The organism is Parafrankia sp. BMG5.11 (genome assembly GCF_004337455.1).
This window is the reverse complement of record NZ_SJXI01000038.1, coordinates 1-22,661: the sequence shown is the minus strand read 5'-3', so window position 1 is coordinate 22,661 and position 22,661 is coordinate 1. Positions and strand designations below refer to the sequence as shown.

At 73.2% G+C, this 22,661-nt stretch carries 18 protein-coding genes; 11 read left to right on the top strand and 7 right to left on the bottom strand.

Features of this window, described 5'->3' with window-relative positions:
- The first annotated feature begins 75 nt into the window (after nucleotides 1-75).
- Both E0504_RS26240 and E0504_RS26235 read left to right on the top strand, forming a co-directional pair.
- Nucleotides 76-1,242 carry an acyl-CoA dehydrogenase family protein gene (locus E0504_RS26240; protein WP_071060145.1) on the top strand — a complete coding sequence of 389 codons (1,167 nt, stop codon included), beginning with the start codon at nucleotides 76-78 and terminating at the stop codon, nucleotides 1,240-1,242.
- Between the two features lie 37 nt (nucleotides 1,243-1,279).
- Nucleotides 1,280-2,494, top strand: coding sequence for a CaiB/BaiF CoA-transferase family protein (locus E0504_RS26235; RefSeq protein WP_131626022.1), 1,215 nt, complete (start codon nucleotides 1,280-1,282; stop codon nucleotides 2,492-2,494).
- A 62-nt stretch (nucleotides 2,495-2,556) separates the two neighbouring features.
- Here the strand turns inward: E0504_RS26235 and E0504_RS26230 are convergent, their stop codons facing one another.
- Nucleotides 2,557-3,420 (bottom strand): alpha/beta hydrolase, encoded by an 864-nt coding sequence (locus E0504_RS26230; protein ID WP_131626021.1) that lies wholly within the window; start codon nucleotides 3,418-3,420, stop codon nucleotides 2,557-2,559.
- 16 nt (nucleotides 3,421-3,436) lie between these two features.
- On the bottom strand, nucleotides 3,437-4,288 hold the full coding sequence (locus E0504_RS26225; RefSeq protein ID WP_071060143.1) for an alpha/beta fold hydrolase: 852 nt from the start codon (nucleotides 4,286-4,288) through the stop codon (nucleotides 3,437-3,439).
- A gap of 308 nt (nucleotides 4,289-4,596) precedes the next feature.
- Between E0504_RS26225 and E0504_RS26220 the strand changes: the two genes are divergently transcribed.
- Entirely contained in the window at nucleotides 4,597-5,661 is a 1,065-nt protein-coding gene (locus E0504_RS26220; RefSeq protein ID WP_131626020.1) for a helix-turn-helix domain-containing protein, read from the top strand.
- Between the two features lie 73 nt (nucleotides 5,662-5,734).
- Here E0504_RS26220 and E0504_RS26215 read toward each other — a convergent pair whose 3' ends face one another.
- On the bottom strand, nucleotides 5,735-7,309 hold the full coding sequence (locus E0504_RS26215; protein WP_131626019.1) for a WS/DGAT domain-containing protein: 1,575 nt from the start codon (nucleotides 7,307-7,309) through the stop codon (nucleotides 5,735-5,737).
- Nucleotides 7,310-7,967: 658 nt separating this feature from the next.
- On the opposite strand from E0504_RS26215, the gene E0504_RS26210 reads away from it, so the two are divergent.
- From E0504_RS26210 to E0504_RS26200, 3 genes are all read left to right on the top strand, one after another.
- On the top strand, nucleotides 7,968-10,472 hold the full coding sequence (locus E0504_RS26210; protein ID WP_243657624.1) for a CoA transferase: 2,505 nt from the start codon (nucleotides 7,968-7,970) through the stop codon (nucleotides 10,470-10,472).
- Between the two features lie 184 nt (nucleotides 10,473-10,656).
- Nucleotides 10,657-11,187, top strand: coding sequence for a SigE family RNA polymerase sigma factor (locus E0504_RS26205; RefSeq protein ID WP_112107933.1), 531 nt, complete (start codon nucleotides 10,657-10,659; stop codon nucleotides 11,185-11,187).
- Nucleotides 11,180-12,316, top strand: a complete 1,137-nt coding sequence (locus E0504_RS26200; protein ID WP_131626018.1) for a hypothetical protein — start codon at nucleotides 11,180-11,182, stop codon at nucleotides 12,314-12,316. The genes E0504_RS26205 and E0504_RS26200 overlap by 8 nt, the downstream gene beginning before the upstream one ends.
- Before the next feature lie 260 nt (nucleotides 12,317-12,576).
- Here the strand turns inward: E0504_RS26200 and E0504_RS26195 are convergent, their stop codons facing one another.
- The 4 genes from E0504_RS26195 to E0504_RS26180 all read right to left on the bottom strand — a co-directional run bounded on the left by E0504_RS26195 (nucleotide 12,577) and on the right by E0504_RS26180 (nucleotide 15,758).
- Nucleotides 12,577-12,873 carry a hypothetical protein gene (locus E0504_RS26195; RefSeq protein ID WP_112107935.1) on the bottom strand — a complete coding sequence of 99 codons (297 nt, stop codon included), beginning with the start codon at nucleotides 12,871-12,873 and terminating at the stop codon, nucleotides 12,577-12,579.
- A complete protein-coding gene (locus E0504_RS51405; RefSeq protein WP_112107936.1) occupies nucleotides 12,870-13,286 on the bottom strand; it encodes a hypothetical protein in 417 nt (138 codons plus the stop codon). Before E0504_RS51405 ends, E0504_RS26195 begins: the two co-directional genes overlap by 4 nt.
- Nucleotides 13,287-13,388: 102 nt before the next feature.
- Complete coding sequence (locus E0504_RS26185; RefSeq protein ID WP_165938614.1) at nucleotides 13,389-14,630, bottom strand: CaiB/BaiF CoA-transferase family protein; 1,242 nt, start codon at nucleotides 14,628-14,630, stop codon at nucleotides 13,389-13,391.
- Nucleotides 14,631-14,735: 105 nt separating this feature from the next.
- Entirely contained in the window at nucleotides 14,736-15,758 is a 1,023-nt protein-coding gene (locus E0504_RS26180) for a phosphotransferase (RefSeq protein ID WP_112107955.1), read from the bottom strand.
- Nucleotides 15,759-16,957: 1,199 nt separating this feature from the next.
- On the opposite strand from E0504_RS26180, the gene E0504_RS26175 reads away from it, so the two are divergent.
- From E0504_RS26175 to E0504_RS26155, 5 genes are all read left to right on the top strand, one after another.
- Nucleotides 16,958-18,220 (top strand): thiamine pyrophosphate-dependent enzyme, encoded by a 1,263-nt coding sequence (locus tag E0504_RS26175; protein ID WP_131626016.1) that lies wholly within the window; start codon nucleotides 16,958-16,960, stop codon nucleotides 18,218-18,220.
- 11 nt (nucleotides 18,221-18,231) lie between these two features.
- On the top strand, nucleotides 18,232-19,209 hold the full coding sequence (locus tag E0504_RS26170) for an alpha-ketoacid dehydrogenase subunit beta (RefSeq protein ID WP_112107956.1): 978 nt from the start codon (nucleotides 18,232-18,234) through the stop codon (nucleotides 19,207-19,209).
- A 4-nt stretch (nucleotides 19,210-19,213) separates the two neighbouring features.
- On the top strand, nucleotides 19,214-20,641 hold the full coding sequence (locus tag E0504_RS26165; RefSeq protein WP_112107939.1) for a dihydrolipoamide acetyltransferase family protein: 1,428 nt from the start codon (nucleotides 19,214-19,216) through the stop codon (nucleotides 20,639-20,641).
- Nucleotides 20,642-20,700: 59 nt separating this feature from the next.
- Nucleotides 20,701-21,654 (top strand): prephenate dehydratase, encoded by a 954-nt coding sequence (gene pheA / locus E0504_RS26160; RefSeq protein ID WP_112107940.1) that lies wholly within the window; start codon nucleotides 20,701-20,703, stop codon nucleotides 21,652-21,654.
- Between the two features lie 202 nt (nucleotides 21,655-21,856).
- Nucleotides 21,857-22,630 (top strand): hotdog domain-containing protein, encoded by a 774-nt coding sequence (locus E0504_RS26155; RefSeq protein WP_112107941.1) that lies wholly within the window; start codon nucleotides 21,857-21,859, stop codon nucleotides 22,628-22,630.
- Nucleotides 22,631-22,661 lie beyond the last annotated feature (31 nt).

Below are 22,661 nucleotides of genomic sequence, written 5' to 3'. Positions count from 1 at the left end.
GAACCGTGCACGTCACGACGTCCCCGCGGCAGGCGACTGCCGTCCCGCCCACCTCGTCCAGTGGAAGGTCAGCCGATGCACTTCGAACTCACTCCGGATCAGGAGCAGCTCAGGGCCGGGGCGCGGGAGCTCGCCCGCAGCTTCGCGGACGACTACTGGGCGGAGAAGGACCAGAAGGGCGAGTTCCCGTGGGACTTCTACAACGCGTTCGCCGAGGGCGGCTGGCTCGGCATCGCCATCCCGACGGAGTTCGGCGGCGGCGGGCTGGGAATCGCCGAGGCGTCGCTGCTGCTCGAGGAGATCGCCGCCTCGGGTGCCGGCATGAACGGGTGCAGCATCATGCACCTGACCATTTTCGGCCTGAACACGATCGTCAAGCACGGTAGCCCGGCCCTGCAGAAGGAGATCCTGCCGTCCGCGGCGGACGGCTCGCTGCACGTGTGCTTCGGCGTGACCGAGCCGAACGCGGGGACGGACACCACCCGGATCACCACCTTCGCAGAGAAGGTGGACGGCGGCTACCGGATCAACGGCCGGAAGGTGTGGATCACCAAGGCCGGCGACTCGCAGAAGATGATCCTCATCGCGCGGACGACGAAGCGCGAGGAGAGCGCCCGGCCCACCGACGGCATGTCGCTGTTCCTCATCGACATCGACCGGAAGCACATCGACCTGCGCGCCATCCCGAAGATGGGGCGCAACGCGGTCTCGTCCTACGAGGTTTTCATCGACAACTACTTCGTGCCCGAGTCCGCGCGCATCGGCGAGGAGGGCAAGGGCTTCAAGTACCTGCTCGACGGCCTGAACCCCGAGCGCATCCTGCTCGCCCACGAGGCGCTGGGCATCGGGCGCGCCTCGCTGGAGAAGGCCACCCGCTACGCCAAGGAGCGGATCGTCTTCGACCGGCCGATCGGCCAGAACCAGGGCATCGCCTTCCCGCTGGCGGAGGCCCAGATCCGGCTGGACGCCGCCGAGCTGATGGCACGCAAGGCCGCCTGGCGCTACGACCAGGGGCTGCCCTGCGGGCCCGAGGCGAACATGGCGAAGTGGCTGTGCGCGGACGCCGGATTCAAGGCCGCCGACCAGGCCATCCAGACCCACGGTGGCATGGGCTACGCCCGCGAGTACCACGTCGAGCGTTACTTCCGCGAGTCGCGGATCATGCGCCTGGCGCCGGTCAGCCAGGAGATGGTCCTCAACTACGTCTCCCAGCACGTGCTCGGCCTGCCGAAGTCGTACTGAGACGACGGGCGCGGATCGACGACGGCGACGACGACGGATGACCGACCCCGGTGGGAGCCTGGACGGGCTCCGTGTCCTCGACCTCTCCCGGGTTCTCGCCGGGCCGCTGTGCGCCCAGCTCCTCGCCGACCACGGCGCCGAGGTGATCAAGGTGGAGCCCCCGGCCGGGGACGACACCCGGGCCTGGGGCCCGCCCTTCGTCGCCGACGGCACCAGCGCCTACTTCACCGGGATCAACCGCAACAAGACGAACATCTGCCTCGACCTGAGCACTCCGACCGGGCACGACGTGCTCGGTCGGCTGCTCGGGGAAGCCGACGTCCTGGTGGAGAACTTCAAGGTCGGGACACTGGCGCGCTGGGGTTTCGACGACCCGACGCTGCGGGCGCGCCATCCCCGGCTCGTCCGGTGCCGGATCACCGGTTTCGGCCCCGACGGGCCGATGGGCGCCATGCCCGGATACGACGCCGCGGCCCAGGCGTACAGCGGTCTGATGAGCATCAACGGCGAGGCGGACCGGCCGCCGCTGCGGGTCGGCGTGCCGATCGTCGACATGGTCACCGGCATCTACGCGTTCGCCGGGATCCTGCTCGCACTGCACGCCCGCGCCCGCACCGGCGTGGGCCAGCTCGTGGACTGCACGCTCGTCGACACGGCCGCCTCCCTGCTGCATCCCCACTCGGCGGCGCACCTGGCGGACGGACAGGTGCCGATCCGGACCGGCTCGGCCCACTCCGCGATCGCTCCGTACGACACCTTCGACGCCGCGGACGGCCCGATCTTCATCGGCGCCGGCAACGACCGGCAGTTCGCCGCGCTCGCCACCGCGCTGGGCCGGGACGAGCTGTCCGGGGACCCGCGCTTCTCCTCGAACGCCGCCCGGGTCGCGAACGTGGCTGCGCTGCGCGCGATCCTGCGTGAGGCGATCGCGCCCCGCGCACGCCACGGCCTGGCCCGGGAGCTGCTGGCCCGCGGGGTACCCGCGACGGCGGTGCACGACGTCGCGCAGGCACTGGCCGACCCGCACCTGCGGCACCGGAACATGGTCGTGGAGCTCGACGGCTATCGCGGGATCGGCATCCCGATCAAACTGTCCGCCACGCCCGGCTCGGTGCGCCGTCCCCCACGGGCGCAGGGAGCCGACACCCGGCGCATCCTGAGGAACCTGGGCTACACGGACGCGGAGGTGGACGCTCTGATCGCCGCCGACGTCGCCCGCACCCACGACGAGCCGCCACCCACCGGAGTGTGATCGCCACCGGGCGACAGTAGGGCGACAGCGGGCCCGCGGACGAGACCCGCTGCCGCGGGGCCTCAGCCAGCTGCTGTCCTGGACGGGCGCTGGCCGGCATGCTCGACGGCCCACTGCAGCGCGTGGTCGGCGACGGCCTCCCAGCCGGGCTCGGCGCAGGTCCAGTGCGACCGGCCCTCGAACTCGAAGTACTCGGTCAGCGCGGCGGAGTTGTGGTACTTCTTCGCGTTCGCCTTGTTCACCGACGCCGGCATGATGTGGTCCGATCCGCCGCCGATGAACAACAGCGGCGCCCGGTCGTCGCGGTCGTAGTCGACCCAGGTCTCCTGGTGTCCCGGCTTGAAGTTGGCGATAAGGCCGTAGACCCACACCCAGTTTCCCGGGGCCGGGATGTGGTAGCGCTCGTGGACCTTGTCGGACTCTTCCCGGCTGAGGGTGTTCGCGAAGGCGTAGTGGAACTCCTCCGGGGTGAACCCGACCGCCTTGTGGAAGTTCCCGGGATGCTTCAGGATCGGGAAGAGCGACTTCACCTGGGACAGCGGGGTGACGTGCACCCCCTCGGTCGGCGCCGAGTCGACGACGACCCCCGCGGCGCCGAGGCCACGGGCGAGCAGCAGCTGGGTGAGGGTGCCCCCGAACGAGTGCCCCATGATGATCGGCGGGGTGTCGAGGCCCTCGATCACCGCGGCCAGATGGTCGACGGTGGCCGGGACGGTGAGGTCGGCGATGACCTGCGGGTCCGCCCGCAGCGCCTCGACCTCCACCTCGAAGCCGGGGTAGGCGGGCGCGATGACCCGGTACCCCTTCTCCTCGAACCGGGTGATCCAGCCCTCCCAGCTGCGCGGGGTCATCCACAGGCCGTGCACCAGGACGATCGTGTCGGGTTTGCCGGAGCCGGCCGGGCCGGCCGCGCTGTCGATGCTCATCGTGTCTCCTTGTTGGTCAGGCGGAGGCGGGGGCGGAGGTGGGGTGAGTGGCGAGAAAAGCCAGCAGGTCGGCGTTCAGCCGGTCCTTGTGCGTCTCGGTGATGCCGTGCGGAGCACCTTCGTACACCGTCAGCTCGGCGCCCTTGACCAGTTCCGCCGAACGCCTGCCGCCGACCTCGATCGGGACCACCTGGTCGTCGTCCCCGTGGATGACGAGCGTCGGCACGTCGAACGCGGCGAGATCAGGCCGGAAGTCGGTGGCCGAGAACGCGGCGATGCACTCGAACGCGTTGCGCGCTCCGGTCTGCATTCCCTGCAGCCAGAACGAGTCGCGGATGCCCTGGGAGCGTTCCTGCCCGGGACGGTTCGCGCCGAAGAACGGGCCGTCGGCGAGATCCCGGTAGGCCTGTGAACGGTCGGCGAGCGAGGCGGCACGGAGGCCGTCGAAAACCTCGGCCGGAACGCCGCCAGGGTTGTCGTCGGTCTTCAGCATGAACGGCGGCACGGAGGAGACCAGCACGATCTGCGCGACACGGTCCGTGCCGTGCCGACCGACGTACCGGGCCACCTCGCCGCCGCCCGTCGAGAACCCGACCAGCGTGACCTCACGCAGGTCCAGATGACTGATCAGCGCGGCGAGATCGTCGGCGTAGGTGTTCATGTCGTTGCCGTTCCACGGCTGGGACGACCGCCCGTGGCCGCGGCGGTCATGCGCGACGACGCGGTAGCCGTTCGAGGCCAGGAAGAGCATCTGGGCCTCCCAGCTGTCCGCCTGCAGCGGCCAGCCGTGGCTGAGAACCACGGGCCGGCCCTCGCCCCAGTCCTTGTAGTAGATCTCGGTGCCGTCCAGCGTCGTCACGGTCGCCACGATGTCTCCTCTCGGCGGCCCCGGGGGCGCAGGAACATCCCTGGCGCCGGCCGTCAGCAGGCGTCCCCTCACGTCCACGCTAGGCGGATCGGGTCGGCCGTGCTGGTCTCTGCGCGCACGGTTCTGGACTCTCCGTGCCACATCCGCGACCCTTGGGACGATTGGTCGGGCCGCCCTCGGACGATCAGGCGACGAGCAGGCGACGAGCAGGCGACGAGCAGGCGACGAGCAGGCGACGGACGATCAGACCACCGGCGGGGCTTGGGACGGCCCGCGTCCGCCGCGCCGGCCGGACGGGAGGAACACCGGTGGCGACGGTTCTTGATCTCGACCACCTGCCGGCGCACCGGCGCGCCGAGGTCGCCCGGGACGCCATCGTCGCGCTCACCGTCACCAGCCGGTTCAGCGTGCACGCCCAGCACGACATCCGGGGCCGGATCGAGTCGTGGAGCTTCGGCGAGGTCGGCCTGATCCGCACGACCGTCAACGCCGGCCAGCACATGATCCGCACCGCCCGGCACGTGCGCCAGGACAGCGCTCCCCCGGTGCTGTCCTTCGCGCAGCGCCGGCACGGGCGCGCCGTCCAGGAGCAGTTCGGGGTCCGCCGCGAGCTGGCCGTCGGCGAGCTGTACTGCACCGACCTGAGCTCCGCGTTCGAGTACGCCAACGCCGAGGGCGGATGCGGCCAGGGCCTGCAGGTACCGCTGGCCTCGCTCGGCCTGCCCGGCGAGGTCGTCCGGCGCGGCGCCCCGAACCTCGCCCGCAGCCCGCTCCACCCGCTGGTCACCGACCACCTCACCGCGCTGGCCCGCGACGCCGCGGCCCTCGAACGGGACGAGTCCGCCGCGGGCGTCGGCACCGCGACCGTCGAGCTCCTCCGGGCGTTACTGGTGAGCGCGGCCCGCGGCCCCGACGACGCCCCGGGAGCATCGGCGGAGATCACGCTGGCCCGCGTGCGTCACCACGTGCTGGCCCACCTGGCCGATTCCGATCTGAACGCGGACGGCATCGCGGCCGCGGTCGGGGTGTCCGTGCGTCACCTCTACCGGCTGTGCCGGGAGGCGGAGTTCAGCCTGGAACAGTGGATCGTGCGCAACCGACTGGAACGGGCCCGCGGCGCGCTCGCGGCCCGGGACGCGCGCGGCCGCAGCATCGCCGCCATCGCGCGCGCCAACGGCTTCGCCGACCCCTCCCACTTCAGCCGCCGCTTCCGGGCCGCCTACGGCACCACCCCCCAGGAATGGCGCCGCCACCACACCCCCCACCACACCCCCCCGCCGCAAACCCCCACCCCGGAGCCCGGGTCGGGGCCCGCCCCCAACCCGGACTCAAGGTCATCTCGCGGTGCCGGAAGGTGCGTGGCGGGTGAGTGAGTCCATGGACTCACTCACCCGCCACGCTTCGCTGGGCCCGACGCGGGGCCGGTTCCGACAGGTCGCGTGACAGTCACATGGCGGGGGCTGCCGGGGTGGTGGGGCGGCGGCGCCAGGGGCGGATGAGGGCGCCGACCTCGGTCCGGACGGCACCGGTCACCGCACCCGAGACGGCACCTGAGACAGCGCCGGGCCCCGCGCCGGCCATGACGGCCGTCACCGCGGCCGATGCCGAGGACAGGCGCTGGGTCGGCACGCTCACCCCGACGGGCGAGTCGGACCGGCCCAGCGCGGCCAGCTCGGCCAGCCACAGATCGGCGAGCCGGGCGTGGTCCGGGACGCTCTCGCTGGCCACGAACGTGACCCCGACCCGGTCGTCCACGCCGAACATCGCCACGGCCAGGTGCTGACGTCCGACGAGCAGCGGGCCCATGCCGATCAGCCCGGTCATCCGGCGGCCGGCGATGGAGAGCGGGCCGCGGATCGACCGGGCGTTGGTCGCCACCAGCGCCATCTTGTTGATCTGGGCCGGGTAGCTGCCGACGTTCGCGAGCATGCGCTGGGTGGCCTTCGCCGCCATGAGCGGGAAGTGGTGGCGCTCCACCAGGCCCAGCCCGCCCTGCTTCATCCGGCGGGTCTCCGCCGCGATCATGGCCACCCGCCGGGCCGGGTCGGGCTCACCGCAGAACAGCGGGACTCGCGCCCCGGTGCTGTGGTTGGACAGGACGTCCTGTTCGGCCGCGGAGCGGATGCTGATGGGCATCAGCGCGTGCACCTGGCGGCCGCTGCGCTCCCACTCCGGCAGCGACCAGGCGCGCAGTGCTCCGGCGAGCGCCGCGAGGTAGACGTCGTTCACGGTGACGCCGTGCCGGCGGGCCACCGCGCGCAGCGTGGCGAGCTCCGTGGTCACCCAGGTGTGCCGCGCCGGGCCGCTCGGCGGGCCGCCCCAGGACTCGAGGCGCCGGGTCGGCAGCAGGCAGGAGATCCCGCGGCCGACGAACCGGGCGTAGTCGGCCGGGCGGGGGCGGCGGATCGTCGGAGCCAGCCCGAGATCGACCTCGTCGCTCTCGCCGAACAGCAGGTACATCACCCGGTAGAGCGCGAAGCCGTCCTGCTGGACGTGGCTGGAGCGGTAGACCAGCGCGGTGCCCGTCGCGCCCGGGGTCGGGTCGCGCAGGAGGTAGAGCATCCACGGCGGCCGGGTGAGGTCGATCGGCCGGGCGACGATCGCGTCGACGGCGGCCCGCAGCCGGGCGTCGTGGGACGCGTCGGCAGCCTGCCCCGCCGCGGCGGCCCCGTCGGCGGGGGGCAGGTCGAAGGCGACGACGTGGTCGTCGAGGTTCATGTCGGGGTCGGAGACCCAGCGGGTCTCCTCGGCCGACGCGCCCCGCTCGGGGGACCAGACCCGCACCGTGTCGAGACGGTCGGTCAGCATCCGGGCCCGCGGGTCGCGCAGCCGCTCGGCCACGTGGGCCCGCAGGGCCGGCAGGTCCAGCGGGGGGCCGTCGAAGTGCAGCAGCGCGCCGATGTCCTGGTACTCACCGGGATTGCGCCGGACGAAGGCGAGATAGGCGCGGTCGCCCGGGGTCAGCGGGCGGACGTGCGCCGGTGTGTGACCCATGTTCGTGATCGCGTCGAGCAGACCCATCAGACGCTTCCCCAACCCGTCCGCGGGCGTTGGGTACAGGCCGAAACCAACTGATCAACGGTCCTGGCGGATCGGCGCAACTGTGCGCGAGAGATACCTATACCCATGCATCGATTACTGCCCGTACTGATAGGAACATCCGCAGTTGTGGCGGAGGTCTCTCGCCGCGAATCCGGGACGCACAGCAAGCGGGTGGCAACCAGGAGCGATCAACGGGGATGACCAGCGGATACACCGCGTCCGGCTATGACCACGGTACATTCGGCCACGCGCACGAAAGTGCCACAAAGCGGTCGAACCGGGTGAATCGGGTGAGCTGCTCAGGCCACCGCAGGTCACGCCAGCGTGGCACCGCAGGTCACGCCAGCGTGGCACCGCAGGTCACATCGCCGGCCGCCGCAGGTCACGCCGGCGGCGCATCGCAGGTCACGCCAGCGAGGCATCGCAGGTCACGCCAGCGAGGTGCCGCACGCACTGCGGGCCATGGGGCGGGCCCCTGCTGGTCAGAGCGGCGAGCCTCGCAGGTCAGGCCACCGGGAGGTCGCGGACGGCGGCCTTGCACACCGCCCCGCCCACCGGAGAGAGTTGGCCGACGTCTACGTCGAAAATCTCCCTCGGCTGGCGGGTCCCGCCGGCCGCCACCGGTTGGAGGGGCTCGATGAGCACGGCAACATCACGATCGGACTCGGAGTTACCGCAGTCGGCCGACGGGACCACCGGCACCACGAGCACCACGAGCACCATCGGCGCCGACAGCGCCGCTCCGTTGGCCGGGATCCGGGTGGTCGAGGTCGCCCTGGGGGTCAGCGCGGTCGGCGCGGGGCTGGCCGCCAGCCTCCCCGGCGCGCTGCTGCGCGACTTCGGCGCGCGGGTGACGCGGGTGCGCTCGCGCCGCCGTCCCACCCTGGACGCGGGGGTGGAATTCAGCCGGGTCTGGGATCACGGCAAGCAGATCATCGAGGTGGACGAGGGTGAGCCCGCGGCAGCGGAGACCATCGCCGCGCTCACCCGCGACGCCGACGTGGTCTTCCTGGCCGGGCCGGAGGAGGCGATCGAGCTTCGGGGGCTGGGCAGCGCGGACCTCGGCCGGGCCAACCCGCGGCTGGTCGCCGTCCGCGTCGGGGACGGTTTCAACGCGGGGGGCGGAACCGAGGGCCTGGAGATCCTCCTCGCGGCCCGGTCCGGCCTGCTCACCCAGATCAGGGCGAACCGTCCCGGCCCGGCGTTCGCCGACCTCACCGTGGCCAGCGCGGGCGCCGGTCTCGCGGCGACGGTGGGCGCCCTGGCCGGGCTCTACGAGCGGGAGTCGACCGGCCGCGGTGGCTGGGCCGAGACCTCGCTCGTCGACGGCCTCCAGGCGATCCTCCCGATGATCACCGGGCGGGTGGAGAACTCCTCGCCGTCGGTCAGGCTGCTCTGGAAGGAGCAGGGGCCCGCGGAGACGCTGGCGTACCGGTGCGCCGACGGCGGGTACGTCCAGCTGTGGTTCGGTGCCAAGGGCGCCTACGAGGCGTTCCTCGAGCACATGAACGAGCCGCCGAGCGAGCAGGGCTACACCGCCGACCTGGTGTCCGGCGCGATGGCCGACCGCAGCGAGCGGTGGGCGCGCGCGTTCGCGACCCGCGACCGGTCCTGGTGGCTGCGGGACCTCGCCGGGGCGAACTTCCGCTGCGAGCCGGTGCTCCGCCCCGGCGAGGCGCTGCTGGACCCGCACGTCCGGCAGATCGGGCTGAGCGTGGAGCGCGACGACCCCGACCGCGGCACGATCACGGCACTGGGGCCGGTCGGCCGGGTGAAGCCGTGGGGCACCGCGTCGACACCGGGCACGGCGTCGGCACCGGGCGCCGCGTTGACACCGAGCGCTCAGACCGGGGCGGGCGCGGCGGGCGGCCCGAGCCGGCCCGACCCGGGCGCGCGGCTGCTCACCGGCGTCCGGGTCCTCGACGTGTCGGCCTACCTCGCCGGGCCGATCGCCCCGCTGATCCTCGCCGAGCTCGGCGCCGACGTGATCAAGCTGGAGCCGGGCACCGGGGACGTCCACCGCGGCATGGAGCCCATGTTCGCCGCCGGCCAGCGCGGCAAGCGGGCCGTCGCGATGAACATGAAGGCGCCCGGCGCCGCGGACGTCCTCGCCCGGCTGTTCCGCTGGAGCGACGTCGTCCACCACAACTCGCGGGTGGGCCTCGCCGACCGGCTCGGCTACGACGAGGCGACGGTGCGCGCCGTCAACCCCGACGTCGTCTACAGCCACTCCAGCGGGTTCGGGGCGACCGGCCCCCGCGCCCTCCTGCCCGCCAATGATCACCTGATGCAGGCGCTGTCCGGCGTCGAGGCGTCCCAGGGCGGGACGGGCCAGCCGCCGACGTTCCTCGTCTGGGGCGCGATCGACGTCACCAGCGGATGGGTGGCGGCCTGCGCGGTGCTCGCCGGCCTGTACGCGCGCCGCCGCGGCGGCGCGGGCCAGTCGGTGGAGACGTCCCTGCTCGGCGCGGCGCTGATGCTGAAGTCCGGCGCGTTCGTCGCGGACGGCGCCGTCGTCGAGGGCCCGGTCCTGGACCACGACCAGACCGGCTACGGCGCGGCGTACCGGATCTACCGGTGCGGCGACGGCGGGTGGCTCGCCCTCGCGGTGCCCGACACGGCGGCCTGGCAACGGCTGCGCGAGGCCGTGGCGGACGGGTACGTGGCGGACGGCGGCGGCGTGGCGGACGGCGGCGCCGCGGACGGCGGCCTGCCGCAGGACCCGCCGCCGCTGCGGACCCGCCGCGGCGAGCGCCAGCCCGCCGAGGTACTGCTGGAGACGGTGTTCCGCACCGGTGCCGCCGCGGACTGGGTGGCCCGGCTCCACGCAGCTGGGGTACCCGCGGAACTCGTCGCCGAGGTGGACCGCACGGGGTTCATCGCCCGGCTGGTCGACGACCCGGTCAACCAGCAGCTCGGTCGGGTCGTCAGCTTCGACTGGGGCGAGCGGGGCCGGCTCGACCAGCCGGCGTTCCCGCTCCGGTTCGGCCCGGCGGCCCGGCCCGCCGCCCAGCGCACCATCCCCCGGCTGGGCGAGCACACCCACGAGGTGCTCGACGCTCTTGGCTTCGACGCCGACGAGCGGGCCGCCCTGGTCGCCGCCGGCACCATCCCCCGGCCGGAGGCCATGCCCGTCGGCTGACCGTGGCCGTCGGCTGACCGGGTGCGGACGGCCCCGGTTTCCCGTCCGGGGCCGTCCGCACAATTTTTTCGCATTTCCTCGGGTCGCATGTCCACCGATTTCCCACCCGCCGGCGTCTTGAAGGTGACCGACGTTCCGGCGGCATCCAGTGGGGAGCCGAGGACGGCGGCTGGGAGGGACATCCATGGCGGAACGCTCCGCCTCGAAGACGGCGACGTTCGAGCTCTTCGTCGCCACCCGCGGCACCGCGATGCTGCGCACCGCCGTCTTCCTGGCCGGTGACCCGCACACGGGCGAGGACCTGCTCCAGGACGTCCTGCTGCGCGTCTACCGACACTGGCGCCGCGTCGACGACCCCGACGCCTACGTGCGCCGCGCGCTCGTCAACGCCGCCGCCAGCCGGCGACGCCGGCGGCGCTTCCGCGAGGACCCGCTCGACACCGCCGCGGAGCCGATCGCGGACAGCGCCCCGGACGGCACGGACGCGCTCTCCACCCGCGACCAGCTGTTCGCCGCGCTGCGCCAGCTCCCACCGCGCCAACGCGCCGTGATCGTGCTGCGCTACTTCGACGATCTCACCGAGACCCAGATAGCGACCGCCGTCGGCTGCACCCCGGGCAGCGTCAAGACCCACGCCGCCCGCGGACTGGCCCGGCTGCGCACCGTCCTCGGCCCCGAGTACACCCCCGCGGAAAGGAGCGGCGCCCATGACTGACACAGACGCGGACCCCGGCTTCGAGCTGCGCCTGCGGGCGACGATGACCTCGGCCGCCCGGATCATCCACCAGCCCCCCGGCCTGGCGCAGCACGTGATCGAACGTGGACGCCGCCACCGCCGACGCAAGGCGCTCACCGCCGCCGTCGCACTGGCGGTCGCGGCCGTCGGCGCGGTGGTCGTCCCGCAGGTCCTCCCCGAGAAGAAGTCGGCGATGTACCCCGCCGACACCAGCATCCTGCGATCACCGCTCGACACGGTGTACGGAGTGGACGTCCACTGGCTGCCGGACGGGTACGGCGTGCGTTCCCGCGAGGCCCAGAACCTCTGGGGATCGGCTTCGGACCTCGACCGGTTCCAGATCGTCACTACCTACAACAGCCTTCCGACGACCGCGAGGTTCGCACCCCACCAGGTGCGCGACACACCGGAGAGCCGGGGCTACACGGTGGCGGTCGGCCGCGGTCCCGACCTGGATCTTGAGGCCAGGATGCGGCGGATAACCGAAGCGATCGGCGAGGCCGATGTGGCGAAACCGATCCGGGCAGCGGATGTGCGCGGCCACCCGACTTATACGTACGCGCCGCCTGCGCATGGGGCTTACACCGGAGAGGATCTGACCTTCTGGTTGACCTGGAGTCCGGAGCCGGCGGTCGTGCTCACCGTGTGGGGGCCGTCGGAGGCCGACACCCGGAGGATCGCCGAGAGTCTCGTCGTCGGGCCGGAGCCGGACATCTCCCCAGACCCGGGACAGTCGCTCCAGGTCGAGCAAGTGGTGCACGGCGCCTTCACCACCGGCCCTGGAACGGACCCGCAGGACACCCTTGACCGAGTGGAGGGCGGCGAGGGCCTACGCACCTCCATGGACGGGGCGCTACGGACCAACCGGGAGCTGCTGGAAAGCATTCGGGTCGCGTCAACCGGGCCGGTCACCTTCCTGAACGAGACCGAAGCCGTGCTCGCCTTTCAGGTGGAAGCCCAGGAACAGGCGGTCGGCGGGGTGGCGAAGGTCTCGTGGTACGGCTCGGTCCGCGTAATCCGGACCGCCGACGGGTGGAAGGTCAGGAAACAGGACTACTGTGCCAGCGCGACCTGGCTGCTGACCTACCCACCGGTGACCATCTCGTGACCGGGAGACATCGGAGGCATCCCGCCGACGGGCCTCAAGGAGTCACCGGCGGTGGTCGGTGGCTCCGCGGGTTACCCGTGGTCGGCGCGGCCGCAGTGACGCTTGCCGCGCTCCTGGCCGCCGACGCGGTCGTGGCGGCGCCGCGCGACTGGCCGCGGCATCAGCGGCCGAGCCGGCTCAGCACCGCCGACACCGTCGAGATCCGGGAGCAGGTCTGGGGAGTGCGGGTGGGGTGGGTTCCCGCCGGGTTCCGCCGGCAGTCACGCGAGGGCGAGTACTTCCGGGACGTCCGCGGCCCGCGGCGCGACCATTTCGAGGTGCGGGTGGTCTACGCCGCCGCGCCCGCCGACCGCGCGGGCGCCCGGCCCGCGAGTGCCCGATCTGACGACGCCGACGCCAGCACCGGGAACGCCAGCACCGGTGGGGACCTCCCGGTGGGGCCGGCGACATACGGGATCGGTGTCCGGCGCGGCCCGGCGGTCGACCTGGCCGCCGAGGTCGCGCATGCTCCAGGCGCCGGCTGGGAGACGGTGCTGCCCGCCGTCGTCCACGGTCACGGCGGGTTCCTCCTCAGCACCGGGATCGGTGACCGACGGTCGTTCTCGCTGCTGTGGAGTCCCGGTCCGGGTCTCGTGCTCAGCGTCGGCGGGGGCCGGGCGGACGAGGTCGCCCGGATCGCGGACAGCCTCGTGGTGGGCTCGGTGCCGCCGGGCCCATCCGACGCGGCGGGCGCGCGCAGGTCGGTCGAGGCCGCGGTGCGGGTCTGCTTCGGCGCGGGGAGATCCGCCGGTGGGGTCGCGGGTCTCGCGGTGGACCGGGTCACGCCGGTCGTCTTCCTGAGCGGGACCGAGGCCATGGCGGGGTACGAGCTGCGCGACCCCGCCGCGCCCGCCGGGGCGCCGCGGGCGGGCACGACAGTGAGCGGCGTGCTGGAGCTCGTGGCGACGCCGTCGGGCTGGCGGCCGGCCACCGGTCCCGGAACCGGAACCGGGGCTTCGGTGCCCCGGTCCGCGGGATGCGCGAGCGACTCGGCCGACTCGGCCGGTTCAGGTGACTCGGCCGGCTCGGGTGATCACGTCGGCCCGGCGTCGCTGGGCGTCTCGCGGGTCGGGGCCTGGAGGGCCGCGCCGGAGGCGAGCAGCGCGTCGAGGTCGTCCTGGGCGAAGCCCCAGTCGAGCAGGACCTCCCGGGTGTGCTGGCCCGCGGCCGCCGGTGGCCCGCCCGGCCCCGCCGGGGTCCGGCTGAACCGTGGGGCGGGTGCCGGCTGGACGACGCCGTCCACCTCGACGAAGGTCCGCCGTTCGACGTTGTGCGGGTGGCGGGTGGCCTCCTCCATCGTCAGCACCGGGGTGAAGCAGGTGTCGGTGCCCTCCAGCTCGGCGGTCCACTCGGCCAGCGTGCGGGTGCGGAAGACCGCTTCCAGCGCGGCCCGGCCCGCCGGCCAGGTCGTGGGGTCGCCCTGCTGGCGCAGCAGCTCGTCGCCGAGGCCGAGCCGCTGGAGCAGCTCCGCGTAGAACTGGCTCTCGCCCGCCCCGACCGCGACGTACCGGCCGTCGGACGTCTCGTAGACGTTGTAGAACGGCGCCGCCAGGCTGAGGATGTCCGACCCGGGCTCGTCGGACCACAGTCCTTCGGCGCGCATCCCGTGGAACAGAGTGGTCAGCAGCGCCACCCCGTCGACCATCGCCGCGTCGACGACCTGCCCGAGCCCGGACCGGGCGCGTTCGACCAGCGCGCCGAGCACGCCGAGGGCCAGCAGCATCCCGCCGCCGCCGAAGTCGCCGAGCAGGTTCAGCGGCGGGGCCGGCGGCTGGCCGGGGCGGCGCAGCGGATCGAGCGCCCCGGCGAGGGCGACGTAGTTGATGTCGTGCCCGGGGCTGCGGGCGTAGGGGCCCTCCTGCCCGAACCCGGTCATCCGCGCGTACACCAGCCGGGGGTTGCGCCAGAGGCACTCGTCCGGCCCCAGCCCGAGCCGCTCGGCCACCCCCGGCCGGTACCCCTCGACGAGGACGTCCGCCCGGTCGACCATCCGCAGGACGGCCTCGACGCCGCCGGGATGCTTGAGGTCGAGCGCGACGGACCGGCGTCCGCGGGTCAGCAGGTCGATACGGCGGTGCCCCTTCAGGGAGCGCTCGGTCGCGCTCTCCTCCTCGCTCGGCGCGACGTCCTCGAGCCGGGCGACGCGGACGACCTCGGCCCCCAGATCGGCGAGGATCATCGCGCCGAAGGGCCCCGGCCCGCGGCCGGCGAGCTCGACGACCTTCACGCCCGCCAGCGGCCCGCTTCCCGGCTTACCGTCCTTGCGCTCAGACAACGGATGCACAGTTGATAAGTGTACGTTCACTTTTTTATGGCCCGCAACGACCGGGCGCCGCCGGCGCGGGTGCTCAGGGGCGCCGGGGCTCAGGGGCTCAGGGGCTCAGGGGCTCAGGCGATCCAGCGCCGCCTCGGTCTCCAGCTCGACGAACGCCGCCCCGTACCGCTCGGCGAGGGCGAGCGAGACGTCGCGGCGCTGCCAGCCGTCGGTCCCCAGCGTCGACAGCCACACCGCGAGACCGTAGGCCGCCGAGGCACGGTAGGACAGCCAGCCGGCCTCCAGCGACGGGCGCCGCTCCCCCGGCAGTTCCAGCGCCCCCAGGTACTCCGCGACCAGGTCGGCCTCGTGCTCACGCCGGTCCGCCACCGTCAGCGAGCCCACCAGGAAGTAGCCGACGTCCTGCGACCAGCCGCCGCGCCGCGCCACCTGCCAGTCGAGGAACCCGACGTCGCCGTCGGGCAGGACGTAGGTGTTGCCGATGTGGGCGTCTCCGTGCAGCAGGGTCGGCGGGTCCGCGGCCAGCGACTCCACGTAGCGCCACCACAGCCCGACGAGCTCGTCGGCGCTGCGCGACCTGACCTCGTCGGGCAACAGGTCGATGCCACGCTCGACCCCGGTCGGCACGCGCGTGCGCAGCGCCCCGGCGAAGCCCTCGGTCGCCTCCCAGGTCCGTACCCAGGCCAGCTCCGGGTTCGTCTCGCCGGAGAACCCCCAGTACCGGCTGTGCAGCCGGGCGAGCCCGCGCAGCCCGTGCGCGACCTGGTCGGGTGTCATCGGCCGGGTGGCGTCGCGAGGATCGGCACCGCGCCCAGTCACGTCCTCCATGACGATCACGTAGTCCTCGGCCGGACGGTCGATGACGACCAGGTACGAGGCGGGATGATCGACCGGGAGGGGGGCACCGGACGCGAACAGGTCCGGCTCGTTGAACATGTTCCCGTTGTTGCGGTGCAGCACCCGGTGCTCGCCGAGGCCCTCCGCCTTGCAGAACACGGCGTCCGGGCCGGTGCCCGCACTGTAGGTGACGCCGAACCGGGCACGGCGGTTGTTGCCGTCGTCCCGGAGGACCAGCCTGACCTCGCCGACCTCCGAGCCCGGGTGCCGGCTGGCGAGCGCTGCCGTCATCCAGCCGGGAGTGACGTCATCCCAGTCCGCCGGTATCGGGAGTGCCCTCGGTTCCGGCCCGCCGTTCCCACCGTTCGACATTCGGGCGAGTATGCGTTCACTCAGCCAAGCCGTCAAGATCCGCCTCCCCACCACCACCCCCCGAACAGCGAACACCGACAGCCCACCAAGCGCACACGTTCAGCCACACACCTCGACTCGGCGGGCACCCCGGAGTGTGCGCAGTTGATGTGTGGCGAGTCAGCGAGCCTATGGACTCACCCAGCCGCCACGCTTCTCCGCCGCACGCTTCTCCGCCGCCACGCTTCGATCTTGCTCTGGGGCCGGGTGCGGACGGCGACACCTGCACGGGGGCAGAAGCAGCACTCGGAGCGACGGCGGAGCCATTCAGCCGGCCGGGCGCTTTGGCTCGTCCGTCCCAACCCAATAGGATCTGAAACGGGTCCGGACGGCAGGACGACAATCATCGAGGGCACTTTCGGCGGCCCCGACGGAGACCCTGGTCACAGGTCGGGAGGGCCGAAAGTCCGGCGGATTCAGGCGGCGCCGCGGCCGCCCGGAAATTGGACATCCGGCCCGTGGGAGCACTGCGCGTCACGGCCAGCGGATACCGTGCCGCACTACTCACATCCACTGCGGAAAATTCCGGCCGACAGATTTCGATCATGCCTCTGACCAGGCAAAACAGGAACAGAAACGAGTCTGATCGGCAAGCACCGACCAGCCCTTGAAATGCCACCACCATTACCGGAAAACCGGGTAGTCAAGGTGTCACGCGGAGAACAACCGCAAGATTCTGCCCGTGTTTCCCTACGACATGACCCACGCAGCTGATGCCATACCCGAACCCCCAGGGTGATTCTGAACACGGTCCAGCCGTCGAGCAGAGGCGGAAAATCGGTTGGCAGCGGCCGGCTACCGCCTGGATACCGTCAACGGGAAGCCGCGAAGCCCAGCCAGTGCCAAGAAGTCGAGCGGAGAAGGATCGTGATCACGGACAGCGCCCGAACCGGGCATGCCGGCGAACCTGAACAGCTCGCGCCCGGCCACCGCTGGCCACATCTCGTTTCCTGAACGTCGGACCTCGCGTTGGCGGCTCACCAGGGTGGTGAGGGGCACCGCCGCGTCTCGGTCGGGCTGCAGAGCCGGCGACGGGCCGCATTCGAACCCTTTCCGCCGCCAACCGCCGAAGGTGGACCATGACGATCCTCGACGCCAGCGCCGCGTCCGGCCTCGCCGGGCCGCCAGGCTCCCACGGCCCGACCGACCGCGGTCCGGTCTACCACGGTCCGCGGCGTGACCCGGGGCCGTTGCTGCCTGGTCCCGAACCGGCCCGGGTGCTCGGCACGCCGGCGGCGCGGGCGCTCGACGCCGAGCTGCTGCGCGCGCTCCACCGCCGCCTGGTGCTGGGACGTCGTTACAACCAGCAGGCCACCACCCTGGCCCGGCAGGGCCGCATCGCGGTCTATCCGGCCTCCACCGGGCAGGAGGCGTGCCAGATCGCCCCCGCGATGGTGCTGCGGGAGACGGACTGGCTGTTCCCGACCTACCGCGACACGCTGGCGGTGGTGTCGCGCGGAGTGCGGCCGGCGGACGTCCTGGCCATGATGCGGGGGCACACGCACGGTGGGTACGACCCGCGGGAGCACCGGATCGCGCCGCTGGCGACCCCGCTGGCCACCCAGGCCTGCCACGCGGTCGGGCTGGCGCATGCCGCCCGGCTGCGCGCGGCGTCGGATCCGGGGGCGCCGCGGGACGTCGTGGCCCTCGCCCTCGTCGGCGACGGTGCCACCAGCGAGGGTGACTTCCACGAGGCGCTGACCTTCGCGGGGGTGCTGAACGCGCCGGTGGTGTTCCTGGTGCAGAACAACGGCTACGCGATCTCGGTGCCGCTGGCGCGGCAGTCCGCGGCGCCGACGCTGGCTCACAAGGCGGTGGGCTACGGCGTCACCGGACGTCTCGTCGACGGCAACGACGCGCCGGCGGTGCACGCCGTGCTCGGCGCCGCGGTCGAGCACGCGCGGGCGGGACGGGGGCCGGTGCTGGTCGAGGCGGTCACCTACCGGCTGGACGCGCACACCAGCGCCGACGACGCGACCCGGTACCGCACGGCGCAGGAGGTCGCCGCCTGGCAGGCCCGGGATCCGGTGACACTGCTGGAGCGGCATCTGCGCGACGCCGGCCTCCTCGACGACGCGGCGGGGGCCGCCGTGGCCGCGGCGGCCGAGGAGCTCGCCGCCGAGATGCGCTCCGAGTTCGGCGCCGAGCCCCCCGCGGTGGACCCGGGCTCGCTGTTCGCGCACGTCTACGCCCGTCCGACCAGCCAGCTGCGGGAGCAGGCCGCCGAGCTGGCCGCCCGCATCGCCGCCGAGACCGACCCCGCGGACACCGACCCCGCGGACACCAACCAGGCAGGCAGCAACCAGGCAGGCACCGGCCCGGCCGGGGGCGAGGCCCGGTGAGCGCGGCGACGATGGTGCAGGCGCTCAACGCCGCGCTGCGCGACTCGCTGCGGGCGGATCCCGACGTCCACGTGCTCGGTGAGGACGTCGGTGCGCTCGGCGGCGTGTTCCGGGTCACCGACGGCCTCGCCGCCGAGTTCGGGACGCAGCGCTGCCTCGACACCCCGCTGGCCGAGGCGGGCATCCTCGGCACCGCGGTGGGCATGGCGATGTACGGGCTGCGGCCCGTCGTCGAGATGCAGTTCGACGCCTTCGCGTACCCGGCGTTCGAGCAGCTCGCGTCGCACGTGGCGAAGATGCGCAACCGCACCGGCGGGGCTGTCGGGCTCCCGATCACGATCCGCGTGCCGTACGGCGGGGGCATCGGCGGCGTGGAGCACCACAGCGACTCCAGCGAGGCGTACTACGCGCACACCCCGGGGCTGCACGTGGTCACCCCGGCCACCGTCACCGACAGCTACGGGCTGCTGCGCGCCGCGATCGCGTCCGACGACCCGGTCGTCTTCCTGGAACCCAAGCGGCTCTACTGGTCCACCGAGGACGGGCTCTCCCCCGCCGAGGTCACCCGCGCCGAGGTCGGGCCGATCGGACGGGCGGCCGTCCGCCGGCCCGGCACCTCTGCGACGCTGCTGACCTACGGCCCGGCGCTGCCGGTGTGCCTGCGGGCCGCCGAGGCCGCGGTCGCGGAGGGCTGGGACCTGGCGGTCGTCGACCTGCGCTCGCTGGTGCCCTTCGACGACGAGACGGTCTGCACGGCGGTCCGGGCCACCGGGCGCGCGGTCGTGGTGCACGAGGCCGCGGGTTTCGGCGGCGTCGGCGCGGAGATCGCCGCCCGGGTCACCGAGCGGTGCTTCCACCACCTGGCCGCCCCGGTGCTACGGGTCACCGGGTTCGACATCCCGTACCCGCCACCGATGCTCGAGCATCACTACCTTCCCAGCGTCGACCGCGTCCTCGACGCCGTCGCCCGACTCCAGTGGGAGCAGTGACACCGTGGCCGCGGTACTCGAATTCGCCCTCCCGGACCTCGGCGAGGGGCTGACCTCCGCCGAGATCGTCCGCTGGATGGTCGGCATCGGGGACGTCATCGTCGTCGACCAGCCGGTGGCCGAGGTCGAGACGGCGAAGGCGGTCGTCGAGGTGCCGTGCCCGCACGCGGGCGTCGTCACCGCGCTCGCCGGCCCGCCCGGCACCGCCGTCCCGGTCGGCACCCCGCTGATCACCGTGACGGTCGACGAATCCGCGGAACAGCCGGCGGACGGCCCGAACGGCCTGGACGGCGCTCCGGGGTCGGCGGGCGGAGGGTCCGGCAGGGTCCTCATCGGCTACGGCCCCCGCGCCGAGCCCGCGCCGGCCAGCCGTGCCGGCCGCGCGAGCCGCGCCAGCCGCGTTGACCGGTCGCTGGTCGGTACGACCGCCCCGGAGTCCCTGCCGTCGACGCCACCCGTGCCGATGCCACCCGCGCCGATGCCGACGGCGCGCGACGCCCGGCAGGCGGTCAAGGTGATCTCGCCGCTGGTCCGGCGGCTCGCCCGGGACAACGCCGTCGACCTGCGTGAGCTCACCGGCACCGGCCCGGACGGCCTGATCCGCCGCCGGGACGTCGAGGCGGCCATCACCGCAGCCACCCGAACCACCCCGGCCGCGCCGGCGGACCTGGCGACCCCAGCCGCACCAGCCGCACCGGCCGCACCGGCGGACCTGGCCGGCCCGGACGGCGCGGACGTCGTCCCGTTGAGCCCGCTGGCGCGGCGCGCGGCGGAGGCGTTCGGGCGCAGCCGGCGCGAGGTGCCGGACGCGACCACCTGGGTCGACGCGGACGCCACCGAGCTGCTCGCCGCCCGGGACGCCCTCAACGCGGGCGGCGCCGAGCCCCGCATCGGCGTGCTGGCGCTGCTGGCCCGGGTCTGCGTCGCCGCGCTGCGCCACTTCCCCGACCTGAACTCGACCGTCGTCACCGACGCAGACGGCCGCGCGACCGGCGTGCGCCGGCACCGCGCCGTCCACCTCGGGTTCGCCGCGCAGACCCCGCGTGGACTCGTCGTCCCGGTGGTGCGCGACACCCAGGGCCACACCACCGCCAGCCTCGCCGCCGAGGTGACCCGGCTGACCGCCGCCGCCCGGGCGGGCCGGCTCACCCCCGCCGAGCTGACCGGCGGCACGTTCACCCTGAACAACTACGGCGTCTTCGGCGTCGACGGCGCCACGCCCATCGTGAACCATCCCGAGGTGGCCATGATCGGCATCGGCCGGATCCTCCCCAGGCCGTGGGCGGTGGACGGCGAGCTGGCCGTCCGCCGGATCACCCAGCTCTCGTTCACGTTCGACCACCGGGTCTGCGACGGCGCCACCGCCGGTGCCTTCCTGCGCTTCGTCGCCGACGCGGTCGAGAACCCCACCACCCTGCTCAGGCACCTGTGACCGCCGACCTTCACCCCGCAGGCGACGACCGCCGCCTAACCGGTCCCAGGAGACACGTCTTGCCTGCCCACGCCCCGCACGCCCGTCTCACCTACCTGGGCCCCGAGGGGACTTTCACCGAGGCCGCGCTGCGCACGCTGCCGGAGGCGGCCACCCACGAGCTGTTCCCGTCCATGTCGGTGGCGGCGGCGCTGGACGCGGTGCGCAACGAGGACGCCGCCGCGGCGCTGGTGCCGATCGAGAACTCCGTCGAGGGCGCGGTGACCGCCACACTGGACGAGCTGGCGACCGGCCGGCCGCTGGTCATCCGCCGCGAGGTGCTGCTGCCGATCAGCTTCGCGCTGCTGGTGCGGCCGGGCACGACGCTGGACGACGTCAAGACGGTCACCGGCCACTCGGTCGCCCAGGCCCAGGTGCGCCGGTGGCTGGCGGCGAACCTGCCGCACGCGGAGTGGGAGTCGGCGGCGTCCAACGCCGAGGGAGCCAGGCTGGTTCGGGACGGGCGGTTCGACTGCTGCTTCGCCGGGGAGTTCACGGCGCGGCGCTACGGCCTGGAGGCGCTGCTGACCAACGTCAACGACGCCGCCGACGCCACGACCCGGTTCGTCCTGCTCGGACGTCCCGGCCCGACGACCGCGCCGACGCGCGCGGACAAGACGTCCATCGTGGTGTGGCCGACCGAGGACGAGCCGGGCGCGCTGCTGGCGCTGCTGCAGGAGTGGGCGGTCCGCAAGGTCAACCTGATCCGGATCGAGTCCCGGCCGACCGGTGAGGGGCTGGGCCGGTACTGCTTCTCGATCGACGCGGAGGGGCATGTCAGCGGCCGCGGGGTCAGCGAGGCCCTGATGGGGCTGCACCGGATCTGCCGGAAGATCCGGTTCCTGGGTTCCTATCCCCGTGCCGACCGGCCCGCCCCGCCCGCGGGCCAGCGGCTGACGGGGCACGACTTCGTCGAGGCCGCGGACTGGCTCTCCACCTGTCTGACCGGCGACGACGGGGACTGGGAGCCCTGACCGTGGCGGCCACGTTCCTTTGATTGTGACGTCGATATTTGCTTAGTGTGGTGCGCGGAGCACCTGCTCCGGCGGCCGCCGGGGAGGACGAGGCCAGCGACGGCGCGCTCCGGCCGTCGGGCGTGACATCGAGGTCACGTGCCCCCGCCCCTCCCCGTCCCGTCCCGTCTCGTCCCGTCCCCGGACCAGGAGCGTGGCTTCCGTGAGCAGTGACAGCGACGTGCGCCCGAGCACGCACATCCTGTCCGACCTCGGTTTCGAGCTGACCAGGGTCGGTGACGAACTGCGCGGCTCGGCGGCGATCGTCCCCGAGATGTTCGTGCCCGGCACGCCGAGCGTCCGGACCTCCATTCTCGCCGTCTGGGCCGACACCGCGTGCGGGCATGCCGTCATGGCCGCCGTCGCCCCGCGGGTTCCGGTCACCCTCGACCTCGACGTGCACGTCTACCACCCGCTGCACGAGTCCGGGACCATCAACACCGTGGCGCGGCTGGTCAAGGCAGGGAAGTCGGTCTGTGGCGTCGAGGTGGTCTTCACCGGCACCGGCGGCGACGAGCTGGCGTTCTGCACCGCGTCCTTCATGGCCGCCCCGAACCCAGAGATGATCATGCCATCGGCGCAGACCGGCCTGGCCTCCCGCCCCCGCGGAGGACGGCTCCAGGTCCCGCTGGCCGAGCGCGCGCGCTGCGAGATCCGCGAACCGGGCATCGCCACGCTCCCCCGCACCGAGGACGGGCTGAACTCGTCGCAGACGGTGAGCGGCGGGCTGATCGCCCTGGCCGTCGAGGAGGCGGCGCTCTCCCTGACCCCGGGCACCTCGCTCTCCTCCCTGGCCCTGCGCTTCCTGCGCCCGGTGCACACCGGCCCCGTCGTGGCCACGGCCCAGGTACGGGACGGTCTCGGCCGCGTCGAGGCCCGCGACGCCGGCGGCGACAACCGCCTCGCCGTCCTCGCCACCACCAGGGTGTTCGGCTAGTGGTCGTCTCCGTTAGTTCGTCGGTGATGGG

Bases quoted from the DNA above. Each gene is read 5' to 3' on its own strand.
- E0504_RS26240 (WP_071060145.1), top strand. From the start codon at position 76: ATGCACTTCGAACTCACTCCGGATCAGGAGCAGCTCAGGGCCGGGGCG.
- E0504_RS26235 (WP_131626022.1), top strand. From the start codon at position 1,280: ATGACCGACCCCGGTGGGAGCCTGGACGGGCTCCGTGTCCTCGACCTC.
- E0504_RS26230 (WP_131626021.1), bottom strand. From the start codon at position 3,420: ATGAGCATCGACAGCGCGGCCGGCCCGGCCGGCTCCGGCAAACCCGAC.
- E0504_RS26215 (WP_131626019.1), bottom strand. From the start codon at position 7,309: ATGGGTCTGCTCGACGCGATCACGAACATGGGTCACACACCGGCGCAC.
- E0504_RS26210 (WP_243657624.1), top strand. From the start codon at position 7,968: ATGAGCACGGCAACATCACGATCGGACTCGGAGTTACCGCAGTCGGCC.
- E0504_RS26205 (WP_112107933.1), top strand. From the start codon at position 10,657: ATGGCGGAACGCTCCGCCTCGAAGACGGCGACGTTCGAGCTCTTCGTC.
- E0504_RS26200 (WP_131626018.1), top strand. From the start codon at position 11,180: ATGACTGACACAGACGCGGACCCCGGCTTCGAGCTGCGCCTGCGGGCG.
- E0504_RS26180 (WP_112107955.1), bottom strand. From the start codon at position 15,758: ATGACGGCAGCGCTCGCCAGCCGGCACCCGGGCTCGGAGGTCGGCGAG.
- E0504_RS26175 (WP_131626016.1), top strand. From the start codon at position 16,958: ATGACGATCCTCGACGCCAGCGCCGCGTCCGGCCTCGCCGGGCCGCCA.
- E0504_RS26170 (WP_112107956.1), top strand. From the start codon at position 18,232: ATGGTGCAGGCGCTCAACGCCGCGCTGCGCGACTCGCTGCGGGCGGAT.